Origin of the sequence: Pseudoduganella aquatica (assembly GCF_020865585.1) — a bacterium.
GTDB classification, from domain to species: domain Bacteria; phylum Pseudomonadota; class Gammaproteobacteria; order Burkholderiales; family Burkholderiaceae_D; genus Rugamonas; species Rugamonas aquatica_A.
On sequence record NZ_CP086370.1, the window covers coordinates 3433859 to 3456186 of the forward strand.

The following is a 22328-nucleotide window of genomic DNA, read 5'->3' on the forward strand; positions in this document are numbered from 1 at the left end:
GGTACGCTTGGACCTAGAAATCGAAAGCCAGGTTGCCGTCGGATGCCTCGGGTGGCGTGTCCGCCTTCTTCGCCCGTGACGGCACCGGGCATTCCCATGACGTCATAGCCTCGGCCGGATAATGGCGCAAGAAGCTACGCGCATATTCCGGCTCGGAGGCCTGCAGCCAGTCGTCCCACTCATTCTGCGGGACGATGACCAGCGCGCGCTTTTCGTCTCCGGGCTTGTGGAAGCGCTGCATCAGCGGATGGTCGTCCGCGTTGATCGTGAGCTGGGTGAACGACCATTCCGGCCCGTCGGTCCCATCCCACTCACGCCACAAACCGCCGACGGCAAACATCGACTGGTCTGCCATGCCGATGCCCCACCTGCTTGCCTTTCCACTCTCATAGCAGGGTTCATAGAAAGCTGTCATGGGTAACGATAAGATTAATATCGAGGACGCGCACACCGGAACGGCTGTACTATGGACATTCCTTGCGGGAGATGGCCATGGCCAAGCTCGAACACATCCGTTTCGTCCCACACCGTTGCGAAGTTGTCGACGGCAAGGTCGTCTACGCACCGGCATGCAATGCGCGCGTCATCTCCACGTTGCCGCAAATATTCTGGGCCGATTGCAAGCCATGGCGTGAAGCCAATCTCTGGGCGGTCGAACGAGCGAATCGTAAAGGCACCGCCTTAGAAACAGTTGAGTCTAATCTACGTGCGTTGACCGACTACGCGACTTTCCTTGAATCGCGGGATCTGCAATGGTTCACATTTCCAAGCCGCAAGGACGAGCGCTGTCTGGTCCTGTATCGCGGTGCTCTTATCGAGGCGCGCGACGCCGGCAAGCTCAGCCCCTCGACCGTGAGCCAACGCATGCGCCACGTCATCCAATTCTATCGATGGGTGCAGATGCGAGATCTGTTTTCTCCGGCATCGCCTCTTTGGCGGGACAAGATCGTCTACATCAAGTATTTCGATGCTGTCGGATTCGAGCGGACCCTCATGCGGTTGACCACCGACTTGGCCATTCCTAATCGCGCCCGTCCGGGTGAGCGCCTAGAAGATGGATTGCTTCCCGTATCGGCGTCCGACCGCGACGCCATTCTCGCGTTCGCCCGCGATCAAGCCACCCCAGAGATGTTCCGCATTTTGTCACTCGGTTTCTTTACGGGCATGCGTCTCGGCACGATATGTGACTTGAAAGTGCAAACAATCGAGCAGGCCGTGCCAGATCCGGCCGCGCCTGGCCTGTACCGACTCGCCGTCGGACCCGGTGCCTCTCCACCCGTCCACACCAAGTTCGGCGTCACGGGCCACGTCTGGCTCCCGCAGCCGCTGCTGGAAGACTTGCTTGCGTATACCGGATCGGTACGCCGCCTACTGCGAGAAGCGAAGGCAGCCCCTGAGGACCGATCGTTGCTGTTTCTGACACGGTTTGGCAACGGCTATGGCAGGCGCGGTTCCGACCAGTCGACCGCTGTCAATGTCGAGATGTCCGCCATACGCCGGTCCGGTGTCGCGAGCGGACTTGCAGTATTGCGCCGGTTCCACGTGCATCAGTCACGCTGCACCTTTGCCACCGAACTGGCGCGCCTGGCGATTGCCGCCGGCGGCGCGATCAATGCCGTGGCCATCGTGAAGGACGCTCTATTGCACCGTGACGAAGCGACGACCTTCCGCTACATTAAGTTCATTCAGAAATCGTCCGCGAAGGAAGCGGCTGCCAGTGCATTCATGGCTGCGTTTACCGGCGTCGTGAATCCATCGAGAACGTCCAGGAGAGACCATGTCTGATGTCGACCTGCCGGATCTGACAGTCCGCATTGTTCCACGCGGTACCAGGGAGGCGCCGTGCGATTTGCGCTGCCTGCTCTACCGAGGTGGAGCAGGCGCCAATGCCGCTCATGTTGACCAATGGATCGCCGACGGACGCCTGGGCTCGCCGCTATCCGAACGGTTCGAACTGGTACGGCGAGTTCACGCCGAGATTTCCGGCGCGCTGGCCGCCGGCTGGACCAAGAGTACTGCGAAGGGGCACATTCATTGTCTACGCCGCTTCTTTGCCTGGGTCGATGATATCGGCGAATCGGTTCGCCTTGAGTCTGTGACGCGGGCATTTATCCTCTGGAGTGATCACCTGCTGCATCGCCAGCACGTCGTGCGCGACTTGCGTCAGCGCGGTGTCTATCAGATGGCCAAGTCTGTCGCGCATGTGTTAGACAAGGTCCTGGACCGGCATGTGAGCATCTTGGTCGATACGCGCATTCGCAAGGCGCATGATGACCGCCAGTCTTACGCGGCCAAGACAGACAAGCAGGATCTGGCGCAGTCATTCGTATTCGGGTATGGCCTAGTGGATATCTGCGATGCCTTGACGGTAGCCGCGATACATGGCCCGCTGCCGCTCCGCATCGCCTTTCGAAGCAAGCAGGTGATCGAATATTGGTCGTACGTGCCGCATCCCGATACCGAAGAGCCCGTTGACGCAGCGTCGTCGCAGCATTGTCGCCCACCGATTTCCGAGTCGGCGCGCACGGCGTGGGCCTGCGACCCATCGCCGCGCATGCGCACCCCTCTGGTCAACCTTCGGATCGAAGCCGAACTGCTGCTGTTCATTGCTCAGACCGGCATGAGCTTGGCACAAGCGCATACGATGCGCATAGGGCATTTCCACTATACGAGTCACTTCGACGGCTACCAAGTACGACGCTACAAGCAGCGTCGCCAAGGTGAAGTTGAGTTCGATATCTACCACGAATACCGGGCTTTTTTCGAACGCTACCTGGCATGGCGGTCGGCCATGTTTCCGGATGACCCAGACGGACTGCTGTTTCCTTTCGTGCGGCGTGAAGGTACGGCAGACACTCCGCTGCGCTTTTCCGCAATGCGCGCCATATGTGGCAAGCTCGGTATGGCCTTCATTCCGCCGCGAGCGTTGCGAAAGATACGGATCAACTGGCTGTTGCGCGAGTCGCAGGACCCGGCGTTGACCTCCGAGATGGCGCAGCATGCCGAGCGGACCCTGTTACGCGACTACGCCGAACCGCATCCGCAGATCGCGATGGTAGAGATCACCCGATTCCATCAGCGCACCGATCCGAATATCACACCACCAGGACCGGGACGTTGTGTCGAACCGACACCGGAAGCGCTGCCCAACATACCGGCGCAGGCCGCGTCGCCAGATTGCGTCAGCCCGGCGGGATGCCTGTTCTGCGCGCACCAGCGCGATATCGATAGCGAGGATCACGTCTGGTCGCTGGCGAGTTTCCGCCACCTCAAGTCACTTGAATTGGCTCGCGATCATCCAGCGCGAGGGGGCAAGGCACCCGTGCCGCCGCATCCCGCCGAACTTGCTGTTGATCGGCTGACCGCGAAGCTGGCGCTTTTCGAGGGCAGTAGCGACGTGAGGCGATTATGGGTCGGCGAGGCTCGCGCGCGCATCGCCGAAGGTGACTATCATCCCGCCTGGGACGGTTATATCCGGCTCACGGAGATACGGACATGAGTGTCGATCCATTGCGCTTGGGATTGGCGATCGCATCGCCAATCGTTACGCCCAATGCGCCGAATTACCGGCCACCGACCTGGCCGCCAGCAAGCGACTGGCCTGTCATTGTCGATGCCGCTGGTCGCGTCATCAGCCGCTGGGGTGATTCAGTCTGGCGGCTGGATCCGTGGGCTGGCAAGGCGAGAACGCTCAATTTCGGGGATGGATGCGTCGTGCACTGCCCGCCCATCGATCCAGACAATGCCAACTTGTTGCGTCGGATCGTGGGCTGGTGGATATGGGGCCCAAATGGCGTGCGCACGGTCGGCACGTTGCGTTCGCGCTTCGATCAGATCCGTGCCGTATTCGTTCAGTGTGCAAAAGCGGGCATACTGGCGTCCGACTTGATGCGCTTCCCGCGCGTGGCGGATCGGCTGCCGGAAGTGATCGCGCCATCTGGAGCCGACAGCATTCTGCAACTGCTGCATACGATCTATGAGCAGCGCGACGATCTCGGCTTCACGTTGCTGGACCGCGCGGGCTTGGCCCGTCTGGAAGCAGCTCTTCCCGCGCACCAAGCGCGTCAGACGCCGTATATCCCGCCACGTATCTGGCAATACCAGGTAACGCGCTTGCGCGAATGTCTCGACGATTTTCTTGCGCACCGTGAGCAAGTGGAAGCCTGCTTCGGGTATTGCTTGGACGCCTATGCCACCAACTACGGATCACTTGCCGCCGCGCTGACCGAGACCGGGTCGTCTGCGACCAATCCTTTCCAGTCGCCGCCCAAGGTGACCGGCGCGAGAAGCGGCAAGCGCTACCTCGGTCCGTTCGTCTTGACTGCGGAGAAGTTCGGGATCGACGCGCTGCTCGAACGCTGGGTCGGACCGCGAGGCCGCAAGGAGGGTTTTGCATCGATCGGTATCGATTCCTTTTCCGGATACCTTCTCTTGGTCAGCCGAGCTGGACTAGCCTATCTGATGAACTTCTCACTGATGCGTATCGAGGAAGGCTGGAACCTGCGATCGGATTGCCTGCACGTCGAGGACGATGCGAGATTCGGCCCGATCTACACGGTCCGTGGCGCAACGACTAAAACGATGCACGACGACGAGGCGATCTGGATCACGTCGCCTTCAGTCCAGGCGGCAATCGACGCCATGGCCTCGATTGCCGCCCTGCGCATGACTTGCGCCCAGTCCAATCCCCTAGTGCCGGTCACGCCTAAAGATATCAGCCATCCATATCTGCAATCCTACGTGTTTGAGCCCTGGAAGGTGGGGCGGGAGGGAGACTATCACATCCGCCGTGCCCATCCCTCATACCAGACGGTGCTGGCGGCGTACCCTAAATTGTTCGACCCGGAACAATTGCGCATCACCCGGCAGGATCTTGACCTCGCGCGTCTCGTGACGCCGACCCTTGATGCCGACAAATTCGCAATAGGCAAGGTCTGGCCGCTGGCATGGCATCAGTTGAGGCGCACCGGCGCAGTAAATATGCAGGCGTCAGGCCTCGTGTCGGATGCATCCCTGCAGTACCAGCTTAAACACGCCTCGCGGGCGATGAGTCTTTACTACGGCCGAGGCTATTCACGGGTCAGGTTCGAGGAGGATGCGCAGACGCTGTACATCCGTACCCTCTACGAGATGCTCGGCAGGGAATTCGTGCGACTGACGACCGACAGGTTCGTCAGCCCGCACGGTGACAAACGAAAGGCAGAGATCGTGCGGTTCATAGCACCGGGCGACATGAAGAAGCTGACCAAGCTGGCTAAGGAAGGCCGTGTCGCCTGCCGCGAGATCCTACTAGGGGTCTGCACGAACCGCGCGCCGTGTTCCTATGGCGGTATCGATTCCGTCGCGCACTGCGGCGGCGGCGACGCCGCAGGTGACGTGAAGCCTTGCCCTGAGGTTCTGTACGACCGGGATAAAGGCCGTCAGGTAAAGGCACTCGACCTGCAGCTCGGCGAGCGGCTGGCAAACGCGCCGCCGGATAGTCCACTGAAGGCTTCACTCGAGGCCCAGAAACGAAGCGTAAGGAACTATCTACATGTCATCGAATCCGATTGATCCATCCCCCCGGTCATCCGCTGAAACGGCCTATCGCGCGGCGTTCGAGCGCCTAAAAGAGAATAAGCCCGAGCGTTTGCCGAAAGGGACGGTGGTCAGCCAGAACAATGTCGCAAAGGAAGCGGGCTCGGACCCGAGCGCATTAAAGAAGTCGCGGTTCCCATCCCTGATCGCCGACATTCAACGTCATGTCTCGGAGCATTTAGGTGATCTGCCGCTGTCCCCGCGTCAGACGCTACAGGCGCAACGCACGCGCAACCGAAATCTTCGGGATCGAATCGATGAAATCTCGCAACAACGAGATGAGGTTACCAGTCTGCTCAACGAAGCGAATGCGAAGATTCTCGAACTGTCCGATCGCGTCGCAGAGCTTGAGGAGAAGCTCCCCGCCACGAATGTCCATCAAATGCAACCGCATAGCCCCTAACTTTGTGCTGGCCAAGCTTTGACCCGTCACGGACTGTCGGATGAGTTAGAGTTATGAGAGGCCGCTACCACCTCTTCTTTCGTCGGTCGCAATTCCAGCTTATTAATGCGACGTGTTCTGCCGCCGAGCTGATCCAGGCCAATTCTTGGTCGAGTACAATCGGCAGGGACCATCCGCGGGTCGGCGTGATGTAACAAGCCTGTGACATTGGGTGACAGTCTATAGTCCAAAAGCTGGCATACTCGACGGCAACACGCGTCGCCTTGCCTGGCTTGGCTATTCCCTTGATCACCCACGAAAGACCACCGATGAACGCTTCCGACCTTCGCTCCCTGATTGGTACTTTGCCTGACGAGGGACGCGCCAAGCGCCGCATCCGTTTCCATCAGGGCTGGTGGCGAGCGGTGGTGCTAGGTGAGCCGGAAGGGGCGAATCCAGCTAATAAAGATGCGCGGGTGTGCAATACGGTGACGGGAGGGTTGCAGTCCCGAGCCAACTTTCTGTCGCCGTTGGCGGAGTGGGCGGTGAAGGAGACACTGCGCGAGCGCGAGGTCCATGCGGCTGGGCTGTTCGATATGGACCGGCTCTACAACAATCTTCTGTCAAGCCAGCCGCTGGCATTCAACTTCTTCGGGGACTTAAAGAAAGACCTGGACCTGGCTACACGGGTGCTCCAGAAACTGTTCCCGTCCGTTGATGCCGTGGAAGCCGTGCGGTTTGAGTTTGCACCCAAGGAGCGCTACACCGGCGACAACTCGGCCTTCGATGTCGCGTTCGAGATTTCGGCAGGAGGGCGGCGCGGGCTGCTGGGCCTGGAGTGCAAGTACACCGACAGCTTTTCACCAAAGGAGTACAGACGCGCGGAGTACCAGGCCATAGCGGCGGCTAGCGCCAGTTTTCGAGACCCTTTGGATAGTTACTTCGACTCCAGGTTCAACCAGTTAATGCGCAACCAGCTCATTGCTGAGTCCTGCGTGCAGAAGGGGCACTACGATTTCAGGATGACGGGACTGTTCTGCTTCGACGGCGACCAAGATGCGATTGAGACCGGACTGGCATTCCGTGACAAGCTGAGTGATGGCGTGGACAGCTTCCGGGTGATTACTTATGGCGACTTCATTTCGGCGCTGCAGCAACTGGAACTGACATGGGAGCGGCGCGAGTGGAGCATGCTACTGTGGGCGCGCTATTGCGGGCTGCGCTTGAGTGCGCGCGTTTTTGACCCGGCCCAGCCGCTGCCCCTGTAGGCTCAGTGCAGTTGCAGGGATGCTCCCGCCTGAGGCGCCGCATTGGCAGTCGCAACGGGCTGCCACGTAGACAATGCGTTCGACGTGGGCCGCAACACGGCGCCCGAGCGCGCCCGGTGAGAGCAAGTCCTCGAGGATCGAATCCCAATCGAAATTCGCTTTCGTGCAGCGCGGGTGCAGGATGCGGAACGCGCAGAACATGCTGCTATCCGAACGCAGACAACCGGCCAGGACCGGTCATTCATTTGTATGCAAATGCTGAGATAACGGGGAACCCATGGCAACCGAAGGTAGGCTAAAACTCACTGGCCGTCTGTAATGGGGCGGCTTCAGCCTGCTCGTGACAATTCGTGTATTTTGCACATGAGCATGATGCTATCCTGACTGCTGTCGGCCGGGTTCGGCCAAAAGCTGCAAGTTGGAGTGCGTATGACAAAAACAAAAATCGGCTTGATAATATTCCTCACATCAATATTATCGACGTGCCTCGGTTGGGCAGCAAGCGAATACAGGCAGCTACAGCTACGCAAGGCACAAAGCATAATGTCTCTAGTAACAGCCCATGATGCCGCCGAGAATGGAAACTATGATATGGCCTTGGAGTATGCATCATACGCACTAGCGTACGATAAGGATTCGCCACTTGCTGCAATTCAGATCCGAGAATCTACTTCCGAGCGAGCAAAACGACGGTGCGTTGAATTTCAACCCGGTTCAAAAGAATCAGGCAGATAGTATCTGGCACAATCTGGCTAGGCGTACTTTCGGCCAGTTGCAGACGTTCACGAATGGGTCATCGACATGAACGACAGAACACACTATTTGGTGGTTGATGGAAATATCTCTGGAACTGGTATTAGGGACGCGGTTGAGGGTGGGTATTTGACGGCATCTGAGCTCGGCATTTCCGAGTGTCTGGGCGATAAAATTTCGGCTTGGCAGCAGCGATATGAAATTGCGCACTTTAGGGCATACACAGACGTGACCGAAGTTGATAAGTTAGATGCGGAAGGACTAGCCTTGCGCCAAAAACTGGCCGTGGAATTAGTTCGAGCAAAGGTTCAATATTTCTCTAGTGCTAAGATGCAGTTATTGTTTCTCTAGGGCCGTATGCGGCCAAAAACGGACTTTCGATAAACCTGTTGTTAGGCGCTCATGTGGCAAGTAATTTTATTTGATTGTAACGACGCAGATGAGTTGGATAGCCTTCTTCGTGGCTTGTCGTCCCTTGCCGCCTTTCGTGACGGTACAGCGTTTTATTTTTACTCCCAGCTTCCGGGGCAGCCAGAGTTTGATGTCGACTGTGAAATCATCACTGGCGGCCTCATCACTTCCCGAAAAGGCGCATATCATCTGTTCTTTGGGCATCTCATCGACGCGCTCACTGCAAAGTTCGGAAAACTGGAGTTGTTTAAAGATGGTGAACTACCAGTGATCCAGCATTGAACCCTGGAGTCCGCGTTGGGGCGGCTTCGGCCTGCTCGTGACAATGCGTGTATTTTTCACCTGGGCAAGATGCTATCCTTAGTGCCGATGGCCGAGTCCGGCCATTTGCAGACGGATATAAAGAGCGAATTTACACCACATGAGCGAGCAAACAAATTCTGAAGTTCAAATAACCCTTACTGCTGACGAGGCGTTGGTGCTATTTGAGTTTTTGAGCCGCTACTCTGATTCGGATCAGTTAAATATAGTAGACCAGGCTGAACAAAGGGCGCTCTGGAATCTATGCTGCATTTTTGAGAAGAAATCGGTAGCTCCATTTGATCTGGAATATGCCCAAGCGCTCTTAGAAGCTCGGGCTCGGTTGCGTGACGAAGAATAATTCGAGCTACCGCGTTGGGGCGGCTTCGGCCTGCTCGTGACAATGCGTGTATTTTTCACCTGGGCAAGATGCTATCCTGAGTGCCGATGGCCGAGTCCGGCCAGTAACGGCCCCTCAAATTCTCAATGGTATTCAATCGTGAAAGCGGAACTAAAAAGTCTCGATCTAAGTAGCTCCACCGCGTTTGAGGATTATCGACCTGAGAATGCGCTCAATTTTGGAATTTATGTAACGGCAACAATTGGCCCACTATGTGAAACTTGCGGCGACCTTTTCCAGATATTGGTCTGCTCAAGGATTTGGTTTAATCATAGGACTGCGGACGGCCTTCTATTAGATTGCCGTCGTTTTGAATTTGACGGCCCCTACAGCTATAGCACAGTAGTTCAAAAAATTAAGGATTTTGTGGCCGATTGCGAAGGTGGTAGCTGGGACGAGCTTGCGAAACAGTTATCCATAAAGACACATTGGGAATTTGAAAGCTACAGAATGTGAGATTTCGCGTTTTGACCAAAATCGGCCAGTAGCGGACTGTCACCCTTGCCGAAAAGTGTCCATTTTTTTGTACCAATCAGTTCATCGGAAACCGAATGCCAGAATTTTCTTGGGAACCACTAGATTTTCTTGAGGCCTTGGGGGTAGTGCCTGTTGGCGAGGAGTACGGTATCTCGTATAGTTATTCCGTTGACAGAAAGCCCCTAAATTTAACGCTCACCATTTGGCCGATGGCGGGTGACGTGGAACTCACGATTCGCTGCGAAGGAATGGCAGAGCCAGTGGTTCTCTTAAATCTTCTGAGCAGCCCTGGCGCCAGAGTAGTGTCCGCCAAGGATGGTAAGTTTATCGAGTTTGCGGCAGCAAATTTATTCGCTGGCCGATACGACATTAGCAGACCGGCGCCTTACGGCTTCCGGCTCAAGCTGGAACCAAATTGGCAAGTCACGACATTTAGCTATGACGTATAGCGGCCAACAGCAGACATTGGAAACGGGGTATCGATGAAACAGGGAGTGCACAAAAGTGTGGGTCTGGTGACAAACTGGACGCTTGCGGCAGCCCCAATTGTGTTTTGGTTCTATTTCCTTGAACTTTGGCGTCACTCAACTTGGATAAGCCATCCAATATACTTCGTGCTAGCGTGCCTAAGTCTGTTGGCTGTCGGTTTTTGGGGTATCTTTCGCGTTACTAGGGGGCGGGTACTAGCTGCAAGGCTAGTATTTTCTTCATCGTGGCTTTTTCTTCTTGTACCAATCTTCTGGTTTTTGGCCTTTTGTTCAGCTATTGATGGCACGATGGTCATGCCATAAATGTGTGCAGGCAGCAACCGGCCAAGACCGGACAGACCATATCGCCTGAGTATGATAGAAATTTGGAGGAGCTGTGAAGTCGTTTGGGAATTGGATGTGCGGAAAGAAACTTGGAAAAGGCGGAAATGGGGAGGTCTATCGCGCCACAAGGGATAATCTGGAGGGCGCGCTAAAAGTCTTCCAAGGGAAGCCATCAACGGAACGTGCGAAGCGCTTCAAGGACGAGGTCGATGCTTTAGTTCAATGCAAAGATATTCCCGGTGTGTTGCCAGTTTTGGACTCATCCTTCAGTCAGGACAGCCCATCCATGGCGGAAAAATCTTGGTTCGTGATGGAATTGGCAGAGCCAATTGTCAAACACCTAACAGACGCCAGTTCACTAGAACAGATTGTCGAGGCCGTCGCAGCTATCAGTGCTACCTTGGCCAACATGCATGATCTTGGCTTTTCTCATAGGGACATCAAACCCGATAACCTTTTTCGGTATAGGGAATCGTGGGCAGTTGGTGACTTTGGGCTGGCACACTTCCCTGGGAAGGAGTCAAGAACCGCAATAGGTGAGAAGGTCGGGCCGATATACTATATCGCGCCTGAGATGTTGAACGATGCGGGAGTAGCCGATGGGATGGCTGCCGATGTGTATTCTCTAGCGAAGACCCTTTGGGTATTTGCGACCGGTCAAAAATATCCCTTGCCAGGATCATTTGATACGTCCATCCCCGCATTGACGATAAGCGTGTATGTCTCTCACCCCCGAGCATATCTATTGGATCAATTGATTATGCTTGCAACCATGCATACACCGTCAAAGCGTATAAGGATGCGAGAATTTTCCGATGAATTGTTTAAGTGGCTAAAACCGATGACACTTCCGTCTAGTAATGATGCATTTGACCTATCTGACTTAACCGCCGATTTTGCTTCAAGAAAGTCAATAAATGATATCGCTATTGCAAAAAAAACGGACGAAGAAGCCATTAGATCTAACTCAAGGAAGCTGATCCGAGAACGCTTCCGTCCGTGTGTTTCTGTATTAGCAAAAACTTTTAGTGATAATAATTTTTCGAATGTCGGCGCAAGTATAGACAATTACCAATATGGTTTTAAAATTACAGCAGTCGTTCCCTGGAAGCCATGGAATGCTCAGAAAAAATTTGTGGAAATGGAAATTCTTTGCATGATCACCGACGGTAAAAATATCGATAATGCAAAAATAATTATCGAAACTAATGTAACTATATTTAACGGACAGACCAAGGAATGTGTCAATCTATGGACGGAGGAGATTGAAGTCATCCCAGGGGCTCCATCCGAAGAGGAAGGTGTAAATTCTTTACTTAACACAATAAGGAGTGATTTCAAGGGCTGGGTGGCAAAAGCAGTGGAACTTAATGAAAAACTCTGACCCCACTTGTAGCTAAAGCCAAGTTCCGGCTTGCAATCTATGCTTAGCGCTGAGCCGCAACTATGAGCGACAGTGCACGGCCACAGCAGCCATTCGCGAGACCATGCGATCATACGATAATGCATAAGCCACGCCTAACAGATCACGGACCAAACCAATGACAACAAATGAAGGTGGCGAACATTTCCTCTATCGCTTCCGCTCTGTCGACAATTTACTTGGCAAGCGGCAGGAACTGCTGCAGCAACAGATCTACTTCGCGTCACCCGACCAGTTGAACGACCCACTTGAAGGTCACATAAATCTGTATTGGAAAGGCGACGCGATTATTTGGAGGAATTTTTTTAAGAACTACCTTGCCTGCACGGTTGACGCGTTCGCGTTTTGGGCGACCCACAAACGGGCGCGTCCGATTACTTGGCAGGACATTCCTGTACAGAATCCCTATTTGTCAGGACGCAGCGCGGTGCACGATGAGCTGGAGACGCTATTTTTTGGCAATCCTACGATTAGCGTGTTGTTAGATAGAATCGCGAGCACTGAACGGAATATTGGTCGCAACGAAGTCACTGTGCACCTCCGCTCGGTGCACTACTTCGTTATTATGACGATTTTCGACATCGTGCGTCAGGTGCATGAGCGAACAAATCAAGGTCGAATCTTCGATCCTGCCCCGGGGATCAAAGCAGAGCTTTTGCGCGTGCAATCCGCGATAGACCTCTTCGATATCTTGGAAAGGACGCACGCCCATTCTCATGGTTCTATTGAGGCCGAGTATGCAAATGTGCTAAGCAAGCATCAAGAAGCAGACTTACTGAACTATTACACTGAGCAAATCGACTTTAGCGATGCGAACCGCGTCTTCATTTTCAATGATTTTTGCTTCGCATATGTTCGCCGTCTCGGCGCATTGATGTACCCACCTTGGTACGCCGCTTGTTTCATGGAGTCATGCGACGCACCCTCAATGTGGGCGTACTACGGAAGCAACCACTCTGGAATCTGTCTCAAGTTTCGTACTGATACAGACGCAAATGGGAGGTTTATCAATCTCAACACGACCACCTCTTTTGACATGAACGGCAGCCAACGCACAATGCGTCCGCATTACTTCAAGCCGGTTGTGTACCGGGCCGACCATGCCACACTCAATTTCTTTGAAACGCTTGGTGCCGCACCTACTCCTGTCCTTAATGCACAGTGGTATACCAACGAAAAGAAGGAGGTTAGTCCTCTGCTGCTGCGCACGGAGGAGGAACGAAAAAAGTGGCGAGACGAATACTGGAAACAGTTTCTAGTCTCTGCGACGACAAAGACAGAGACATGGAAGCCGGAGCAGGAGCAGCGCCTTGTCTATCACTCGATGAGTGCCGATTTAACTCCCGAGGATCGCACCCTGAGTTATGACTTCTCATCCCTCGAAGCTATCATATTCGGTGTGAGGGTTGCGGCCGCTGACAAACTAAAGGTCATGAGAGTGATCGCGGAAAAGTGCCGCGATCACAACCGAAGCGATTTTAATTTTTTCCAAGCACAGTTCACAACCAATCAGAATGAGATCAAGCTGTCCGAAATGGAGGCCCTTCCGATCATTTTGAAAACGTCGCGAGTATGATACTGCTCTACCGCGACGCTTAGCGCGCCACGCCAGGCAGACCGGCCAGCGCCAACACCAACACCAACACCAACACCAACACCATAATAGACGTTGAACTATTAGTAACCGGCCATTCTTCAAGTCGACAATAATTTTCGTAAGCGTCCAGCCGTCCCACCTGTTCAGCGGGTTTAGGACTGCGTAGAGTTCGGAAATGGCAGCAGCGTATCGAGCTGGCTGTTAGGGCACGTCGGGAGACGTTCCAGTACGCCTGCCAGCCAGCGCAACGGATCGAGTCCGTTCAACTTGGCGGTGGCGAACAAGCTTTGGATGGCGGCGGCGCGGCGGCCGGCCCGCTCCGAACCGGTGAACAGCCAGTTCTTCTTGCCGATGGCAATGGGACGGATGGCGTTCTCGACCGGATTGTTGTCGATCGGCAGACTGCCGGACTCGGCGTAGCGCGCCAGCGCCGGCCAGCGCTTGAGCGCGTGGTCGATGGCCTTGGCCGTGTTGCTGCCGGCGGCGACGTTGCGTTGGGTCGCCAGCAGCCAGGCGTGCAGCTCGCCCAGCGACGGCGCGGCCAGGCGCTGGCGCAATGCCAGCCGCTGCGGCGGATCGAGTCCGGCGCCTTGCTGCTCAATCGCGTACAGCGCCGCGATGCGGCGCAGCGCCTCCTCGGCGACGGGGCTGCCGCTGGCGGCGTGCACGTCAAAGAACTTGCGCCGAATATGCGCCAGGCAGGCCAGCTCAGTTGGACCGTCGGTGAACAGTGCCCTGTAGCCGACATAGTCGTCCACCATCAGGTGGCCGCGCCAGCCATGCAGGAAGGCGCGCGCGTGCGCGCCGGCCCGGCTGGTCTGGTAGTCGAACACGACGATGGGCGGACCGGCGTCGTGCACGCCGGAGCGGTAGGCCCACAGGTAGGCGTGCCGGGTCTTGCCGCTGCCGGGGTCGAGTTGGCGCACCGGCGTCTCGTCGGCATGCAGGCAGGCCTGTTGCCGCAGCAGTTCGGCGAGCCGTTCGGCCAGCGGCTGCAACGCCACGCCGACGCGGCCGATCCACTCGGCCAGGGTCGAGCGCGCCAACGGCACGCCCTGGCGGGCCGCGATTTGCTCGATCCGGTACAGGGGCAAATGGTCGAGGTATTTGCAGGCCGCGATCCACGCCAGCAGGCCGACGGCGGCCATGCCGCCGTCGACGATGGCGGCCGGGATCGGCGCTGCCGTCACGGTCTCGCACGGACGGCAGGCATATTGGGGACGGATGTGGCGATGCACGAAAAAGCGCGCCGGTTCCACGTCCAGTTGCTCGCTGACGTCTTCGCCGATCTTGACCAGGTCGGCCCCGCACCGGCCGCACTGGCACGATGCCGGCTCATGGCGGTGCTCGATGCGCGGCAGCTCGGGCGGCAACGGCTGCCGGCCGGCGCGCTGGCGCTGCCGCTTGGCCGGCGCCTGCCCCTCGAGCTCTTCCTCGATGGCGGCCAGGTCCATGTCGACCGTTTCCTCGAACAGCAGGCGCTGCTCGCCGACAAGCGCCTCGCTGGCCTTGCCGAAGCGGATGCGCCGGTAGTAGGCCAGTTCGTGCGTCAGCGCGGTGATCTTGAAGTCCTTCTCCGCCAACCTGGCCTGCTGCTGGGCGAACAGCGCCTGCACCTGCGCCAGCAGCGCTGGGTCGATGTCGGTGCGGGCAAGGTCGTCGAGCGGGTTCATGCTGCGCAGTTTACAGGCGGCGGCCTAGGTTTACAAGCGCCACCGCCGACGGCATCACAAGCGCCACTGGGCCGGCGCCGGTGCCGACAGGCGCTGCCAGTCCACGCCCGCGACCAGCCAGCGCCATTGCTCGGCGCTCATCTGCCAGCACGCATCGTCCGCCTGCGGCCAGACGAACTGGCCACGGTGCAGGCGGCGCAGGCACATCCAGACGCCGGTGCCGTCCCAGCACACCAGCTTGAGGCGCGTGCGGCGGCGATTGGCGAACACGTAGGCCGTGCCGTCGCACGGCGGGCGCCCCAGCGCCTGCTGCACATGCAGGGACAGGCCGTCGATGCCGGTGCGCATGTCCACCGCCGCCGTCGCCAGCCAGATCGCATCGGCCGACAGTTCCATCACAGCGCTCGCATCAATTCGGCCAGCCAGTTGGCCGGCACATCGTTCGGCAAGCTCAACGTCCAACCGCGCTCGTTGACCAGCCTGATCTCGACGGGCACTGGGGATGCTGGCGCAACTCGCACCGGCAGCAGCCCGGGCGCGGCCGGCGACCCGCGCAGTCGGCGAACCCAGTAACCCATTTGCCGTACTGGATAACCTTCTTGCAGGGCGAAGGCGCGCTGCGACAGACCGCTTGCTCGCCAGTGCGCAACACGCTCTTGCCACACTGCTTCTCGTTCGGTGTTCACCATCCTCATCTCCAAATAAAAATACGGAGTTTGGACTGGGGATTCACGGATTCATAGGTGGGTGCGCTGGCCGCTTACTAATTTTCTATTCGACATATGATTCAAAATTCTTTATCGTCGATGTTCTGTATTTCCACCTGCGCAAAAAAATGAACCAGCCTACAGTTTCACCCGTATTGCGAACTTCCGGTTTGGGGCGTAAGCGGCCCTAATCGACCACTCATACTGAAAATGCTCACGTTGCCGAACACAAACGTCCACCTCGTCGAACTTGCTGCTCAACAGAAGTGAATTACGCACGGATGACGATGAACTTCTGGCCGGAACTTGCCAGCCATCTGGAAGACAGACCGTTCGCTGTTGCTGCAAAGCAGTTCCTGAAACCAACAAATTAATGGCTACTTCAGGTTGGAGGTTGCTAGTCCATAAAAGTATTGCCGCGCTTCGCTTGTATCCGGCCAAGTTTGCTTCGCAAACCGAATCCCTTTGGGGTTGATCCGGGGTGTTTCGCATGGAAAGGCGTATGGACAAAATGTCGGGTGCTGCACTGGAAATCTGCGTTAGTCATGGACATTGGCAGTTTTCCTGAAACATAGGTCTTCAAAGGCATTCAAGGATGTCCATGCTTCGCAATCTAACCGGTACATCGGCACCAGGCAAAGTTGTGAACGCTTCCAGGCGCCGGAGAATGAGCGCAACTGGCCCACCGTCTCGGCGCGTGCGTTCATCGTATCGAAAGGGCGCACACCTTCCGGAATACGCTTCCTGGGCACCATGCCATAGGTCGCTAACAGTCCTTCGCGCGCCCCATCCGTGCCGCGCCGAACGATAGGGGCGGAATAGTCCTTCCATGTCTCCGGCTTCCAGCGCTCCACGTCGTGCAAATCGATCAGCACGCCCATGACTTGTTCGAGCATTTGCGGCGTTGGAGGTTGAAAGTTGACACACATAATGGGTGGTGAGCTGGAGACGAGACTGGAATGATAGCGCTTTTCGCTCTTGCTGATATACTGTATGTGTGTACAGTATTTTTTGGAGGGGAAGGTGAAGGTATGGGTTGCGAAGCGCCGTCAGTCTGGTGTGTTGCTGGACCATCCGGTGCCGCTGTGGGACGGCTCCGAACCTTGCGAACTGCTGGTGCTCAACGTGACCGATCAAGGGCAGCGCAGGCCAGGCAAGGTCGCCCGCCTTTACCCTTTGGGAGCGCAGCGCGTGATTGGCGAACTGCTGGCGCCCAAGCTGGTTTGGTTCAAGTCCTGGCAGCTTGTGATCAGCGGTGTTGAGACTGTTGTGAGCGACAAAGGGCGCAGGCGTGTCGCGCAGACCTGGATTTGCCGGCTTGCGGTTCCCCGTGGCGTCACGCGGTTTCGTGCGGTCCACATGTTCGACTACGGCGTTGAGCTGGAAAGGCGGATGCTGGCAGACAGATTTGCCCGCAACACGTCCGGCCGTCTGGTGGTCGACAGCATGTTGAGCCCTATCTTTGGGCGCAGTACCACGTATGGCGCAATCGGTGAACGGGACGGCGCGGCCGATTCCATGGAATTCCCTTTGCTCGAGTGCGGCCTGGACTGGATGTCGTCCGATCGTTTCACTTTATCCGGCTTCGAACTCAAGCAGCAGTGTTTGGAGTCTCCCCTGACGTTGTTGCAGCAGGGCTGGATCTGCAAGTTTGATCTGGAGCAGGCGCTGGAATTCGATGAGGCGAGAGCGGGGCGCGAGGCATTTCCGCAGCACTGACAGTCTTGATGAAACGGCTCAGCAGGCGCTCGCGTCGGTCATCCGGCTTGCCACCCACCGCCGAGCGCTTTGTACAGCGATACCGTGGCCTGTAGCCGTTTCAGCTTCAGTATCCCCAACTCATTCTGCACGTCCGACAGGCTGCGCTGGGTATCTAGCACGGTCATCAAGTCTTCCGCCCCCGCCTTGTAGCGGATCTCAGACAAATTGAAGGCCATGCGCGTCTGTTCCAGCTCGACCATTTTTAGCCGGCGCTGCTCGTCAAGACTTTTGATCTGGCCCAGCACGGTGTCCACTTCCGCCAAGGCCGCGAGTACCGTCGAGCGATATGCCTGCACCAGTTCCTGTTTTTGTTCAACGGCCAGGTCACGCTGTGTCCGCAGGCGTCCGCCATCGAAAATCGGCGCCATCAACGATGCGCCGACGTTGGCGAACAAGTTCTGGCCGTTGAGCAGCGACAGCAGGGCGCTGCTCTGCGTGCCCGCCGTTCCGGTCAGGCGTATGCTGGGGAACAACGCCGCGCGCGCCGCGTCGACATTGGCGCTGGCAGCAGCCAGGACCGCTTCCGAACGGCGAATGTCGGGGCGCCGCGACAGGAGTTCGGACGGCATGCCAGGCGCCACCTCCGGCAATTGAATCGTGTTGAGTCCGCTATCGTGGATGCGAAAGGTTTGCGGCGAGCGGCCGAGCAAAATCGCCAAGGCCGAATGCGCCTCGCGTTCCTGTTGCTGCAAATCGGGGATGGCAGCGTGCTGATTGGCGACAGCGGAGCGCTGGCGCGCCAGATCGACCGAAGTGGCGGCGCCGACGCTGCTCTGGGCTTCGACCAGCGACAGCACATGCTCGGCATTCGTCGCGTTCTCGCGCGCCACGTCCAGACGGTCGCGCAGGGACAATACGCGCAGATAAGTCGCCACGATGCCGCTGGTCACGGTGAGGGCGACAGTTTGCCGGTCATAGGCATTGGCCCTGAGCGATGCTGCGGCCGCGGCAACATTGGCCTTGTTCTTGCCCCAAAAATCGACTTCGTATGACACCTGCAACAGCCCGCTCGATGAAACATTGGCGTTGTGATGTCCGGCGACCGGTAAATCCCGGCTGGCGCCTGCAACAGCATCGACGGAAGGCAACAGCGCGACTCCGGCAATCCGCGCCTGGGACTCGGCCTGCCGCAGCCGCGACAGCGCGGCGGCCAGTTCCAGGTTGTTCTCTTGCCCTTCGCGCACCAGCTGGCTCAGCTCGGCGCTACCAAAGCGCTGCCACCAGTTGGTATCGGGCCATTCCTGGCTGCCCGGCGTCCCGGCCTGTGACCAGCCGGCGGGCAAGTCGACCGCCGGCAACGGTTCCGCAACGGGAATCGTGTGCGCGCAGCCCGTCAGCAGCGCGCCGGCGAGGCACAAGGCTGGCGCGCCTGTCCGCAGCATTCCCGCTTGTGCCAATCCGTCGAACAGGGAGCGTTGTTTCATGGCGTCCCCATCAGTGCTGCCCGCTTGGGCAGGGGAGCGACAGCCGGCACGGGCACCGGCCCTGCCAGAACTTGCTCGCCGGCCTCCAGGCCGGACAACACCTGTACCTGCTGCTGATTGCGCATGCCGACCTTCACTGCGCGCGGCACGATCTGCCGGTTGGCGTTCACGACGCGGACCTCATACATTCCCGCCGCGTCGCGCTTGCCCAGCAAGTGGGCCGGCAGCAGCAAGGCATCCTTGGCCTGCGCGACGACGAACTGCACCTGGGCCGTCATCCCGCTCATCAAATCCTGCTCCGGATTGTCGACCTCGAACAGAACGTTGTAGAAAGTCTGCTTGCCCTGTTCGCCGGTTCCCTCGGCAGGCACGGGAAGCACCTGGCGCAGCTTGCCCGACCAGGTGCGGCCCGGATAGCCGGGCGTCTGGAAATTGGCCGTCATGCCGCGCCGCAGGCGCGTCACATCGGCTTCCGCCACGCGCGCCTGGACCGTCATTTGCGACAGGTCCGCAATGCGCAGCAATGGCGCGCCCGCCTGGCCGATGCTGACCGCTTGTCCGGGGCGCGCATTCACGGCCACGACGGTCCCGGAGATCGGCGCCAATATCTGCGTATGCTGGCGGCTTTCTTCATCGAATTTCAGCGTCGCCTGGAGCTGCTGAATCTGCGCTTTGATGGAGTCCATGCGGGCGCGCGCCGAAGACAGATTCATGCGGCTCGATTCGACGCTTTCTTCCCGCGTGGCGTTTTGCGCCTTGAGCTGCGTCTGGCGCTTGAACTGCAACTCGGCGAAATCGGTTTGCGCCTGCTGGTCCGCCAGCTCGGCCTGCAGCCGCGCCATTTGCGCACGATTGCTTTCGACCTGGATGGCCTGGACCGCCGGCGACATCTCCATTACCACCGTGCCTTCGTGCACCGTATCCCCAACGGCGAACAGTACCGCTTTCAATTGGCCCGCCGTCTGGACACTGACGTCCGAAACGCGATGGAACTGCAATTTCCCGATTGCGTCGACTGTTTGCTGCAGGTCGCCGCGCTGCACGGTTACCGTGTCTGGCGTGGCATCCGTGGCGGCCATGGCCTGCGGCGGTTTTGATACATCCGCTACCGCAGCCCCGGCATTCAACACCATCACCAGCGACGCCGCAGCCAGCCGCATATGGCGATGGGTCCATATCGTGCTGCCGGATATTGGGCGGCGAGCGCCAGAATTTTCATCGTTCATCGGTTTTACATCGTTGAAGGTACGGGGTATTTTAGCGCATTGGCTGCTGTAAAACCGGCAGTAAGCCGGTTCGCGCTATGCGCCAGTGCGCTGGGGCGATATTGGCCGGTGGTTATTGGTGACAATTCAGGCGGGAACTGCGTGGTACGCTTGGCACCTTTTTCCGTCAGTCAGGCTTGAAAGTATGTTCAGATTTGCGTCTGTAGTGCTGCTGTGCGCAGGATTGACCGCTTGCGGTGGCGATGGCGCGCAGCAGGATAGCGCCGGCGCCCGAAAACTGCTGGGTGGCTCCGCCCCAAGCAGTGCCGCAGCAGCGGTCAGCGTCAAGCAATTTCCAGGACTGCGCGAGGACTACACCATCTCCGCCGGTGCCGCTTCGATGACGGTGACCAGCAAGGCTGGCGCGCAGGTTGCCGTGCCGGCTGACAGTACGCTGCGCTTCGACGACTGCAGCCTGGTGTTTGGAACAGGTAGCGCCGCCGCCCGCATACTGAGGCTGTACCAGGCCGCATTCAATCGCGCGCCCGACGCTGCGGGATTGAGCTACTGGGCGCCCTTGCTGGAGCAGGGCGCGTCGCTCGATACCATCGCCACCGGGTTTGCCACGTCCTCGGAGTACCAGGCTTTGTATGGCAAATCGCCGGGCGCGCAGGCCACTGTCGATAATCTGTACAGAAACGTGCTGCGCCGCGAGGGCGATGCGGCTGGCGTCGCCTACTGGCTTGGCGTTTTGACGCAGGGCCGCGCAACGGTGGCGCAAGTGCTGGTCAGCTTCAGCGAAAGCCAGGAGAACCTGGACGGCACGCGGGCGGCCATGAGCCAGGGCGTGGTTCTGTACGAGCCAGGCGTGAATTACACGCCTGTCGCCCGCCCCGGTGCGTCGCAGGAGGTGCTCGTCGGGACGGAGGTGCGGCTCGACGGCAGCGCCAGCTCCGCAGCCAGGAAGGTTTCCTACCGTTGGACCTTGTCCTCCAAGCCGGAGGGCAGCAAGGCGGGTCTGTCGGACGCAGACAGTGCGGCTCCTGCCTTCACGGCCGATCTCGCCGGTACTTACGGACTCACGCTGGTGGTAGGGGATGGCGCCTCGTTCAGCAGCCAGGCGTCGCTGCAGGTGACGGCCAAGACCATTCCGAGCGTCTGGAAAGCGGATGCGGGCAAGGTGCCTGCAAGCGGTAACTATGTTTATCTTCAGGGCACGGAAGGCGACGCTATCGTTGGCAACCGCAGCTATCTGTACACGCAGAGCGATGCTGCCTTCAGCTTGTCCGCGCACAGCAACGTCGCAGACGTGTGGCTGAAACGCAGCTACAGCACCTGGGAAAGGGAGAACTGGGGCGGCCTGTTCCAGCTGCCGGGCAAGGGCACCCGGCTGGTGCCCGGCTATTATGGCGACCTGTCCGGCCTCCCGATGGGCGAAGGCACAGCAGGCGCGTTCCGCTGGGATAACCCCGACGGCAAGTGCGCCGCGCCCGCAGGCTGGTTCGTGATCGACAAAGTGCGCTACAGCGGCAGCGAACTGGCCGCGATCGACCTGCGCTTCGAGCAGCGCTGCGACGGCGCCCCAGGCGTGCTGCATGGCCAGATCCATTGGGATGCGTCCGACACCACCAACGTGCCGCTGCCGGTGCTGCCTATGCCCGCCGGCCTGTGGACGCCCACCGCCAGCGCGCCGTCCGGCAATTACGTCTACCTTGAAAGCGTTGCGGGCGACACGGTCGGCCTGGGCAAGACCTATTTGTACACGCACGCGGGCGGAACGGCGGTCACCGTCTCTGGCACACTGTTCAGCGTCAATGTGAACGACGGCCCCAGCGGCGACAAGTGGACCGGGCAGCTTGCCGCCATGGCTGCGCTGCGCGAACTGAAGCCGGGCTACTACGGCGGCTTGTCGCGCTATCCCTACCATAAAGCCGCATGGGGCGGAATTGACTGGGGCGGCATGGGGCGGGGGTGCACCTCTGCTCCGGATGCGGGGTGGTTCGCGATCGATGGCATCACCTATTCATTCGGCAAGGTAAAGACGCTGGACGTGCGTTTCGAGAACCGCTGCGGGGCCGGTGCTGCCCCCTTGCGCGGCAAGATTCACTGGGTGTTCTAGTCAGGCAGAATAACGCCTGCGAATGCATTCAGCAGGCTA

21 protein-coding genes are annotated in these 22328 nt (G+C 58.2%); 14 read left to right on the top strand and 7 right to left on the bottom strand.

All coding sequences use genetic code 11. The features are described from left to right. Window positions 1-13 precede the first annotated feature (13 nt). Window positions 14-571 (bottom strand): SOS response-associated peptidase family protein, encoded by a 558-nt coding sequence (locus KT882_RS15350; protein ID WP_321170246.1) that lies wholly within the window; start codon window positions 569-571, stop codon window positions 14-16. Between KT882_RS15350 and KT882_RS15355 the strand changes: the two genes are divergently transcribed. The 12 genes from KT882_RS15355 (at window position 493) to KT882_RS15410 (ending at window position 13379) form a co-directional block, all read left to right on the top strand. Next, window positions 493-1785, top strand: a complete 1293-nt coding sequence (locus KT882_RS15355) for a site-specific integrase (RefSeq protein WP_228892404.1) — start codon at window positions 493-495, stop codon at window positions 1783-1785. The two genes, KT882_RS15350 and KT882_RS15355, sit on opposite strands and share 79 nt — an antisense overlap. After that, window positions 1778-3499 (top strand): site-specific integrase, encoded by a 1722-nt coding sequence (locus KT882_RS15360; protein WP_228892405.1) that lies wholly within the window; start codon window positions 1778-1780, stop codon window positions 3497-3499. The genes KT882_RS15355 and KT882_RS15360 overlap by 8 nt, the downstream gene beginning before the upstream one ends. Further along, window positions 3496-5553 (top strand): hypothetical protein, encoded by a 2058-nt coding sequence (locus KT882_RS15365; RefSeq protein WP_228892406.1) that lies wholly within the window; start codon window positions 3496-3498, stop codon window positions 5551-5553. The genes KT882_RS15360 and KT882_RS15365 overlap by 4 nt, the downstream gene beginning before the upstream one ends. Beyond that, window positions 5534-5980 carry a hypothetical protein gene (locus KT882_RS15370; RefSeq protein ID WP_228892407.1) on the top strand — a complete coding sequence of 149 codons (447 nt, stop codon included), beginning with the start codon at window positions 5534-5536 and terminating at the stop codon, window positions 5978-5980. Before KT882_RS15365 ends, KT882_RS15370 begins: the two co-directional genes overlap by 20 nt. A gap of 308 nt (window positions 5981-6288) precedes the next feature. Beyond that, the gene (locus KT882_RS15375) at window positions 6289-7227 is read left to right on the top strand and encodes a PGN_0703 family putative restriction endonuclease (RefSeq protein WP_228892408.1); all 939 of its coding nucleotides are present in this window, start codon (window positions 6289-6291) and stop codon (window positions 7225-7227) included. 801 nt (window positions 7228-8028) lie between these two features. After that, the gene (locus KT882_RS15380) at window positions 8029-8331 is read left to right on the top strand and encodes a hypothetical protein (RefSeq protein ID WP_228892409.1); all 303 of its coding nucleotides are present in this window, start codon (window positions 8029-8031) and stop codon (window positions 8329-8331) included. A gap of 51 nt (window positions 8332-8382) precedes the next feature. Then, window positions 8383-8673, top strand: a complete 291-nt coding sequence (locus tag KT882_RS15385) for a hypothetical protein (RefSeq protein ID WP_228892410.1) — start codon at window positions 8383-8385, stop codon at window positions 8671-8673. 139 nt (window positions 8674-8812) lie between these two features. Further along, window positions 8813-9052: a hypothetical protein gene (locus KT882_RS15390; protein ID WP_228892411.1), complete on the top strand. Its 240-nt coding sequence runs from the start codon at window positions 8813-8815 to the stop codon at window positions 9050-9052. Window positions 9053-9190: 138 nt separating this feature from the next. Continuing rightward, window positions 9191-9547 carry an Imm8 family immunity protein gene (locus KT882_RS15395; protein WP_228892412.1) on the top strand — a complete coding sequence of 119 codons (357 nt, stop codon included), beginning with the start codon at window positions 9191-9193 and terminating at the stop codon, window positions 9545-9547. Between the two features lie 95 nt (window positions 9548-9642). Continuing rightward, the gene (locus KT882_RS15400) at window positions 9643-10017 is read left to right on the top strand and encodes a hypothetical protein (protein ID WP_228892413.1); all 375 of its coding nucleotides are present in this window, start codon (window positions 9643-9645) and stop codon (window positions 10015-10017) included. Between the two features lie 415 nt (window positions 10018-10432). Next, window positions 10433-11764, top strand: a complete 1332-nt coding sequence (locus tag KT882_RS15405; RefSeq protein WP_228892414.1) for a serine/threonine protein kinase — start codon at window positions 10433-10435, stop codon at window positions 11762-11764. Between the two features lie 157 nt (window positions 11765-11921). After that, entirely contained in the window at window positions 11922-13379 is a 1458-nt protein-coding gene (locus KT882_RS15410) for a DUF2971 domain-containing protein (protein WP_228892415.1), read from the top strand. Window positions 13380-13552: 173 nt separating this feature from the next. Here the strand turns inward: KT882_RS15410 and tnpC are convergent, their stop codons facing one another. The 4 genes from tnpC to KT882_RS15430 form a co-directional block, all read right to left on the bottom strand. Beyond that, a complete protein-coding gene (gene tnpC / locus KT882_RS15415; protein ID WP_228892416.1) occupies window positions 13553-15073 on the bottom strand; it encodes an IS66 family transposase in 1521 nt (506 codons plus the stop codon). A gap of 54 nt (window positions 15074-15127) precedes the next feature. Further along, window positions 15128-15469, bottom strand: a complete 342-nt coding sequence (gene tnpB / locus KT882_RS15420; protein ID WP_228892417.1) for an IS66 family insertion sequence element accessory protein TnpB — start codon at window positions 15467-15469, stop codon at window positions 15128-15130. Continuing rightward, a complete protein-coding gene (gene tnpA, locus KT882_RS15425) occupies window positions 15469-15762 on the bottom strand; it encodes an IS66 family insertion sequence element accessory protein TnpA (protein ID WP_228892418.1) in 294 nt (97 codons plus the stop codon). Before tnpA ends, tnpB begins: the two co-directional genes overlap by 1 nt. A gap of 557 nt (window positions 15763-16319) precedes the next feature. Next, window positions 16320-16661, bottom strand: a complete 342-nt coding sequence (locus KT882_RS15430) for an SOS response-associated peptidase (RefSeq protein WP_228892419.1) — start codon at window positions 16659-16661, stop codon at window positions 16320-16322. Between the two features lie 142 nt (window positions 16662-16803). On the opposite strand from KT882_RS15430, the gene KT882_RS15435 reads away from it, so the two are divergent. Further along, window positions 16804-17499, top strand: a complete 696-nt coding sequence (locus KT882_RS15435; RefSeq protein ID WP_228892420.1) for a hypothetical protein — start codon at window positions 16804-16806, stop codon at window positions 17497-17499. Between the two features lie 38 nt (window positions 17500-17537). Here KT882_RS15435 and KT882_RS15440 read toward each other — a convergent pair whose 3' ends face one another. Then, window positions 17538-18965 (bottom strand): efflux transporter outer membrane subunit, encoded by a 1428-nt coding sequence (locus tag KT882_RS15440; RefSeq protein ID WP_228892421.1) that lies wholly within the window; start codon window positions 18963-18965, stop codon window positions 17538-17540. Next, window positions 18962-20191, bottom strand: a complete 1230-nt coding sequence (locus KT882_RS15445; protein ID WP_228892422.1) for an efflux RND transporter periplasmic adaptor subunit — start codon at window positions 20189-20191, stop codon at window positions 18962-18964. The genes KT882_RS15440 and KT882_RS15445 overlap by 4 nt, the downstream gene beginning before the upstream one ends. A gap of 184 nt (window positions 20192-20375) precedes the next feature. Here KT882_RS15445 and KT882_RS15450 point away from each other — a divergent pair, with 184 nt between their 5' ends. After that, window positions 20376-22289 (top strand): DUF4214 domain-containing protein, encoded by a 1914-nt coding sequence (locus KT882_RS15450; RefSeq protein ID WP_228892423.1) that lies wholly within the window; start codon window positions 20376-20378, stop codon window positions 22287-22289. Window positions 22290-22328: the final 39 nt, after the last annotated feature.